This window comes from Pseudoalteromonas sp. 2CM28B (genome assembly GCF_023161935.1).
This window is the reverse complement of sequence record NZ_JALNTH010000078.1, coordinates 1-7,443: the sequence shown is the minus strand read 5'-3', so window position 1 is coordinate 7,443 and position 7,443 is coordinate 1. Positions and strand designations below refer to the sequence as shown.

Below are 7,443 nucleotides of genomic sequence, written 5' to 3'. Positions count from 1 at the left end.
AGTGTAGTTATTCGTTCAACCAAGTCTATTTATGAACCATTGTTAAAAATGGCGATGAAATTTCGTTGGATTATTGTTTCATTCTCAACGCTGTTAATGGGGTATAGCCTTTGGTTAGCAACTACGCTTGGGACAGAATTTGTTCCTCAATTAAATGAAGGTGATATTGCACTACAGGCATTAAGAATTCCATCGACTGGCCTAGAGCAATCAGTAGAAATGCAAGAAGTACTTGAGCAACGTATTAAAGCGTTTCCTGAAGTTGATAAAGTATTCTCGCGCATTGGCACACCAGAAGTAGCAACCGACCCAATGCCACCGAGTATTGCTGATATCTTTGTTATTTTAAAACCACGTAAAGAATGGGCCGAACCTTCAAAACCAAAAAGTGAATTAGTTGAAGAAATGGAAAAAGTACTGAAAAACATTCCAGGCAACAACTATGAATTCACTCAGCCTATTCAAATGCGTTTCAATGAATTGATTTCTGGCGTTAGAGCTGATGTCGGCATCAAAATATTTGGTGATGATTTGGATCGGTTATTACTTACCGCAAAAGATATTCTAAATATTGTGAAAACCGTGGATGGTGCCGCTGATGCTCGAATGGAACAGGTCACAGGTGTTCCATCTTTATCAGTAATTCCTAAACGAGAAGCGCTTGGTAGGTATGGATTGAACGTTACCGAATTGCAAGACTGGGTTGCCACTGCGATTGGCGGTGAATCTGCGGGGATCATTTATGAAGGTGACAGACGGTTTGAGTTAGTTGTTCGCCTACCAGAGCAAATAAGAACGGATATCGATAGCTTGAAGCATCTGCCGCTTCCACTTGAGAATGGTAACTATGTGCCAATTGAAGAAGTTGCAGAGCTTAAATCAGAGTCTTTACCCGCGCAGATTAGCCGAGAGAACGGAAAAAGAAGAGTTGTGGTTACCGTCAATGTTCGTGGTAGAGATTTAGGCGGTTTTGTAAAAGAAGTTAAAGCTAAAATTAATCAGGAAGGAGAAATTCCAGCAGGATACTGGCTTGATTATGGTGGAACGTTTGAACAACTAGAATCAGCAAGTAAGCGATTAAGCCTAGTTGTACCGATAACATTGGTTGTTATCCTAGGTATTTTGATTATAGCATTTGGTTCATTAAAAGATGCATTAATCATTTTCAGTGGCGTGCCTTTAGCATTAACAGGGGGCGTATTTTCACTTTATTTAAGAGACATGCCCTTATCAATTTCGGCAGGTGTCGGCTTCATTGCATTGTCAGGTGTCGCAGTATTAAATGGCTTGGTTATGTTGGCTTTTATTCGAGATCTTTGGCATGAAAAAGGCGACCTATACGTAGCGATCATTGAAGGTGCCATCATTCGTTTAAGACCTATTTTAATGACGGCACTGGTCGCAAGTTTAGGTTTTATTCCAATGGCGTTAAACACTGGAATTGGTGCAGAAGTACAACGACCACTAGCAACAGTTGTTATCGGCGGTATTGTATCTTCTACCATTTTAACTTTGTTTGTATTGCCTGTTTTATATCAATGGGCGCATGGCGCTGAGAGTAACAAACAGCAATCCGACGAAATCTAAAAGCAAAAAAGCAGCTTAATTACTAAGTTATGCCTAATTAAGCTGCTTTTTATATTGTATGCTCCTAAATTTTATTGATAAAACTTACTCTGCTTCATCCCTACAATTTTCATTTAAAAACTCAAACTCTATCGTCGTATGCGATAAATGATAGGAAGATAATTTAGCTGCAACCTCTTGTTTAAGCTTAATTAATTCTTTAACGTCAAAGTTGTCACTCAGCTCAAGGTGCGCTGTTAAAACGTGACTTTCACCATCCAGTGACCAAAAATGCATATGGTGTATACCATTTACTTCAGGAAATTCAATTAATGACTGCTTAATACGCTCTTGGGTCTCTTTATCGGGTGCAGCTTGAAGAAAAAGCACCAATGTTGATTTAAGATTTTTGAAAACGTTAAATAAGATAAACAGCGTAAACCCTATTGATAATAGAGGATCTAATATCGGCAGTTCAACGAACAACAATACAATAGAGACTATAAGAACGGCAACCCAACCGAGTACATCTTCAAGTAGGTGCCATGTCAGCACTTTTTCATTTAGTGTTTCACCCGCTTTTAATTTGAATACCGCATAACCATTTACGGCAACACCGAGTATGGCTAGCCCTAACATCCCCTCAACTACAGGCATTTCAGGATTGGACAGCTTAGGTATTGCTTCAAATAAAACCCAAATAGAGCCGATAATCAAAACAATACTATTTACCAATGCACCAAAAAGTGTAAGTCGGCGATAACCATAGCTGAATTTGTCTGATGCTTCTTTATCTGAAAAACGACTTAAAATCCACGCAAAACCTATTGAAAGACTATCACCAAGATCGTGAACGGCATCCGCCATTATCGCCGTACTGTTTGTGAGCCAACCACCTATAAATTCGATAATGGTAAATATCACATTAAGGAAAAATGCCCAACCAATCCGGTCGTCTTTACCATGCTGATGACTGTGACTATGGTTGTGCATTTTGTACCTCCAGTACTTTTTTATTTCTTATTTTTGATACATTCATATTAATCAAATGTCGGATCACTCGTTGATACAACCAACGTTTTACACCTGATAGATTAGTACCTTTTTCGAGATAGAACTTATCTGGTGAATCATAAAGCCCAAAGTCGTCATGAATACCTTCTTTTTGAATATAGGTATCCTCTCCACGCCAATCCGTACCGGGTGAAGATAAGCACTTTGTTGCAACACCATAACCACAAAACTCATCTTTTGCTTGGCTAAATTTCTGCTGTAGTGAGCTTAAGTATTGCTCATCCAATATAAAGCCCTCTAAGTTTATCCAACGCCCTTCAAAGTAAACTTCTACCCAACTATGAATGATGTATTTAGGTGCTAACCAAAATACATAGCTTGGGATAGCACCTTTTTGTAGTTGCTGATCAATGGTAAAACCTTGGAAACGACACTGGATACCTAGTCCACGCAATAGTGCCATTAACAGATTACCCTTAGTATTACATTGTCCATAACCATCTGCTAGCACATCGCTTGCTGAAATATCATCACTCTTGTTATAGCCAAACATTATTTCATCTTTTACAAACTGATAAGCGGCACCAATTTTGTTGAAATTATCCAAATTTTTCCACCCTCGTTGATCGATCAGGGATTGGATATCTTTGTGTTCAAAATTAACGATATTCGTATTGTTTAAATATTTCTCAGTCATTTTTATATATCCCTTTCGTTGCATACCTATACTATAGATCCTATAGTAACTATAGAGTCAAATGTCTGGGGGAAATTGATGAAAATAGGCGAATTGTCAAAAAAATCGGGCTGTTCAATACAAACGATTAGATATTATGAAAGAGAAGGATTACTGTTAAATCCAAACCGTTCAGAAGGTAATTTCAGGCTGTATGATAGTAAAGCACTTAAACAATTGGAATTCGTAAAGCATTGTCGCAGCCTAGATATATCACTCAATGATATTAAACGTCTTATCGAATTAAAAAATAAGCCAGAAGAAAGCTGCTCTAGCGTTAATGCATTAATTGATCAGCAACTTGCACTAGTGAATAAACGTATGAAAGAATTAAGGGCGCTTAAAGCTGAATTACAACAGATGGCAAGTGCTTGTAGTTCAGACAATACAATTGAAGCGTGCGGCATCATCAAATCATTGGATAGCTAAACTAAATATAACTTTAGATTAGTAGTATTCACAAAGGCAATAATGAAAACCATTGGCAAATTAGCACAATCATTAAATTTAAATGTAGAAACCATTCGTTTTTATGGACGAGAAGGGCTGATTACACAACCTGAAAAACCAATATCTGGTTATAGACAATATGACGAAACAATAGCAGGACAACTTAGGTTTATCACAAAAGCCAAAGCGCTCGGCTTTACGTTAAGAGAAATAAAATCGCTAATGTCTATGGACAGCAACTGCACTCAAGTTGAGCTATTAAGCCGACAAAAGTTAGCAATCATTCGAGACAAAATTAATGACCTTCAACGTTTAGAGAAAGTAATTGTGGATATGACAAATACCTGTATGCAAAACGAAGATCCAACACATTGCCCCATAATTGATTCATTAAAATGATTGACTCCGTACTTATATACGGAGTTTAGAATGATGGTAATATCAACCAATAGACTTTCAAGTGATAAATAAAATATTAGACAGAGTAGGCTCTAGTGGCGTTTGGCTAGCGGCACGGCCTGCTTCCCTGCATTAAGGTCACTTACATCGGCATTAGGACTAGGCTTCTTCTCTCACTTCGAAGGAATAGCTGTAAATACGCTTTTACCTATTTTTGCATCTTTGGAACTATTGGTAAACTTATACAACTCGCACAAAAATAAAAACCATACCAGAGCTGTCTTCAGCATTCTAGGGCCTGTAGCAGTGCTATTAACGCTTTATCCTCTTTGGCTATATGATTGGAGCACATACCTATTTTACTTTGGTATTTGCTTAATGGTCGTTATGTCGGTTTTGGATATCGTAAAACCAGTAAGGGAGCAAACATGCAACGTATGGCTAATTGCCGTCGTTGAAACGATTAACGGTCAATGTCTGCTTTTCGCTCAAAGCCCCTTAGAGTAATTACGTTAACTTATTATGGGGCAAAGGTGAGTTATATTGATAAATCGTCGATGGACAAAAGTGAGTTACGCGTAACCTGGGAAACCGCTTATAAAGATTAGTAAAAGTATATTGAAGCCATAGTCGTTTGTTAGCATTATTTTTCAAACGTAATATTTGAATAATTAATAGCATTCCCATGCTTCTCGCTTAAGTGGTCAAAAACTTCAAACCAATCGAGAGACAAACCAACCCTTTTCCCCTTTTCTAACTGAACTTCACATCTGTAGGCTTCATACCCTGCAATATCAGCATAGTTCTGACACATTGATACAATAGAAGTTCGAGCGTTGTTGATGACACCATCAGTTAGCTCTCGATTTAACATATGCTTTTGAGAAATAGCGTATATGAAGCCATCTATTATGTCTGTCAGTTCAAGCTTAATGTCTTTAGATAGCACCTTTTTGGGTACACCTGCTTTGACTAAGTCTTCGTAGTAATAATAAATATTAAAGTGAGCTGTTTGACTTGAACTATCTTGATCGTAGCGTACTCCAGTAGTGAAGCTTCTGACTGGTAAAGCACTATGCTGACTATGACCACGTAAATTACGGTGTTTGTCAAACTAGTTGTCGCGATCACTACGTTATGCACTCTCAGCCTTGACACTATTTTGTTCAGGGTTTAAGTACACTTCTTTTGGTAAATCCCAATTACGGATATTACCGCTCCAGCGCTCAGGGTGAGCATCTTTAGCACCTTGATAAACTTCTTTTCTATTAACCAATATGTCACCCGCTAATCCTGAATGCCTTTGATGTGGGCTGACGTATTTGATGCCACTATGTTTGTGGTTAAAATTATACCAGTGGCTAAATTTCAACACCCAACTACGCGCCTCATCAATTGTTGAAAACCCTTTATACGGATAATTTTATAGTGCGCGAAGGGCGGATCTTTCTGCTCCGACCACACTCATATGTATACTTTACACAGTTTTAACAAATTAGCTAAGATATTACTATCACTAAGTTTTCTATTATCTTTAAGCAGATCTAAATAGAACACTATACGCGCGTCGCACATATCCTTGAATATGTGCGAAAACAACGGGTTAACCACTTAATTAGCTGTTATTTTTTAGGCAAACGCATTCGTGCAACCGTATTATCAGATAAAACATAGTGGTGGAATAAGGCGGCGGCTGCATGTAGTCCAATCAAGTAATAGCCAACTTCCCCAGCGGTTTCATGCAGCTCTTTTATGGTTTTAGCTAAGTCTAAATCTTTACTGGCCAATGGCGGCAGCTCTAGACCAAAAAACGGAATTGGTTTGCCCGCCATGCTCAAAATTAACCATCCAGCAATAGGCATAGCAAACATGAACACATACAAAATAACATGCACTAGTTTGGCCTGGTTATTTTGCCATTTAGCTGGCTGTGGTTTTATATCAGGAGCCGAACCACCTACTATGCGAGCAATTAGCCTAACGCTTACTAAGGCTAAAACCGATAAACCAAGCATAAAATGCCACATTTTAAAGGCATCTCGGGTTGCTGTTCCTTTGTCGAATAATTCGCGCAGTTCAATGCTTGCGTAAACAGCGACTATCAATATGAACATAAGCCAATGCAAAGCAATGGAGAGTGTATTGTAATGAGTTGTTGTATTTTTTAAATTCATAGTGCCCCTCGAAAAAATTAAACCTTATATTAATCGTATAAAGTTACTGACCATTTAGCTGTTTTAGAGCTTAAAAAAGTAGCCTACCCCACTACAAAGTAACCTATCATTACTAAGCATTTAGTGATCTAAAACATAAAATTTATATTTTAAAAAACATGAGTAAATATACTTGGGATTATAACCAACTACATAATGTAAATTCGTATCATAGATGTAACTTCGATGCTCTATAATCTTTTGTTTTACCGTAGGGTCATTTGTTAACTCAAAAGAAAAACAACGTTCTTTTAAATTATTATAATGCCAGTCTAGATATAATTTGCTCAAGTTAAAAAGATTAAACGCAAGTCTATTTAATGAACTACGAATTTCATGATTCAAAATGTAGTCTGCATATGGAGAGGAAACTGACCGCAAATTCCAATAGTTAACCTTATTTTTATAATCCCAATAAGCTTCAACTATTTGATCATAAATGATTTCTAAATCGAGAGCTTTGACCAAAACCGCCCTTAATTCTAAACTGTTTCTAATTTCGTCTTCTGGAGCATCAAAGAATTGATATTCGACTTTATCAGCATTGTAAATTGCTAAATTTTTCATAAACCTCCAATAATGCTAACGCCCGCCTAACACGCAATGTGTTGGCATGGATTTTTGCGTTGTTTGCCAAAACCATGACAACTAATCATTGTCGGAGTTAAGGCTTTTGTTATGTTTACCGACTCGTTGAAATAAACATGATAGAGCAGATGCGTAAATTGTGAAGAAAAGTACAAAAGCAACGAGCAGGCTTAATTTGGCAGCCCAGTTACTTTTTGAAGACATCTCATAAATCAAATACACAGAAATAGGTAACGAAAGAAGGTAGCTAGTGCTTTGGGCACTAGATTTATCAAAAGTGGAAATCAACTTTTCAACCAAGCTTGGAGAAAAGTGTAAAACGAGTGGGACGACCAATAGGCCAACAAACAGTATATCGATTACTATTTCTTTCAATTTAGAAACTCCATATCTAAGTAAACATAACATTTTAGTATTTATGCGACACGCTGTTTGTGTTGCATAATCGCTTGTTGGACTGAGCCGCTACCTGCTCGG

At 37.5% G+C, this 7,443-nt stretch carries 10 protein-coding genes; 4 read left to right on the top strand and 6 right to left on the bottom strand.

From position 1 onward, the window contains the following. Window positions 1-1,587: efflux RND transporter permease subunit (locus tag MTN96_RS36455; RefSeq protein ID WP_248534786.1), on the top strand; the 1,587-nt coding region annotated here is incomplete at its 5' end. A gap of 84 nt (window positions 1,588-1,671) precedes the next feature. On the opposite strand, the gene MTN96_RS36450 is transcribed toward MTN96_RS36455, so the two are convergent. Together MTN96_RS36450 and MTN96_RS36445 are read right to left on the bottom strand one after the other, a co-directional pair. Beyond that, complete coding sequence (locus tag MTN96_RS36450; RefSeq protein WP_002962252.1) at window positions 1,672-2,559, bottom strand: cation diffusion facilitator family transporter; 888 nt, start codon at window positions 2,557-2,559, stop codon at window positions 1,672-1,674. Next, window positions 2,546-3,277, bottom strand: coding sequence for a transglutaminase family protein (locus tag MTN96_RS36445; RefSeq protein ID WP_036972175.1), 732 nt, complete (start codon window positions 3,275-3,277; stop codon window positions 2,546-2,548). The genes MTN96_RS36450 and MTN96_RS36445 overlap by 14 nt, the downstream gene beginning before the upstream one ends. Window positions 3,278-3,355: 78 nt before the next feature. On the opposite strand from MTN96_RS36445, the gene cadR reads away from it, so the two are divergent. From cadR to MTN96_RS36430, 3 genes are all read left to right on the top strand, one after another. Then, complete coding sequence (gene cadR / locus MTN96_RS36440) at window positions 3,356-3,745, top strand: Cd(II)/Pb(II)-responsive transcriptional regulator (protein WP_248534783.1); 390 nt, start codon at window positions 3,356-3,358, stop codon at window positions 3,743-3,745. A gap of 42 nt (window positions 3,746-3,787) precedes the next feature. Continuing rightward, on the top strand, window positions 3,788-4,165 hold the full coding sequence (locus tag MTN96_RS36435; protein ID WP_248534781.1) for a MerR family transcriptional regulator: 378 nt from the start codon (window positions 3,788-3,790) through the stop codon (window positions 4,163-4,165). Window positions 4,166-4,267: 102 nt separating this feature from the next. Further along, a complete protein-coding gene (locus MTN96_RS36430; protein ID WP_248534779.1) occupies window positions 4,268-4,672 on the top strand; it encodes a MerC family mercury resistance protein in 405 nt (134 codons plus the stop codon). A gap of 136 nt (window positions 4,673-4,808) precedes the next feature. On the opposite strand, the gene MTN96_RS36425 is transcribed toward MTN96_RS36430, so the two are convergent. From MTN96_RS36425 to MTN96_RS36410, 4 genes are all read right to left on the bottom strand, one after another. Next, entirely contained in the window at window positions 4,809-5,114 is a 306-nt protein-coding gene (locus MTN96_RS36425; RefSeq protein ID WP_069439160.1) for a hypothetical protein, read from the bottom strand. Window positions 5,115-5,300: 186 nt separating this feature from the next. Next, the gene (locus tag MTN96_RS36420; protein WP_248534777.1) at window positions 5,301-5,540 is read right to left on the bottom strand and encodes a hypothetical protein; all 240 of its coding nucleotides are present in this window, start codon (window positions 5,538-5,540) and stop codon (window positions 5,301-5,303) included. Window positions 5,541-5,787: 247 nt separating this feature from the next. Continuing rightward, on the bottom strand, window positions 5,788-6,339 hold the full coding sequence (locus tag MTN96_RS36415) for a cytochrome b (RefSeq protein WP_248534775.1): 552 nt from the start codon (window positions 6,337-6,339) through the stop codon (window positions 5,788-5,790). A 120-nt stretch (window positions 6,340-6,459) separates the two neighbouring features. After that, entirely contained in the window at window positions 6,460-6,945 is a 486-nt protein-coding gene (locus MTN96_RS36410) for a hypothetical protein (protein WP_069439162.1), read from the bottom strand. Between the last annotated feature and the right edge of the window lie 498 nt (window positions 6,946-7,443).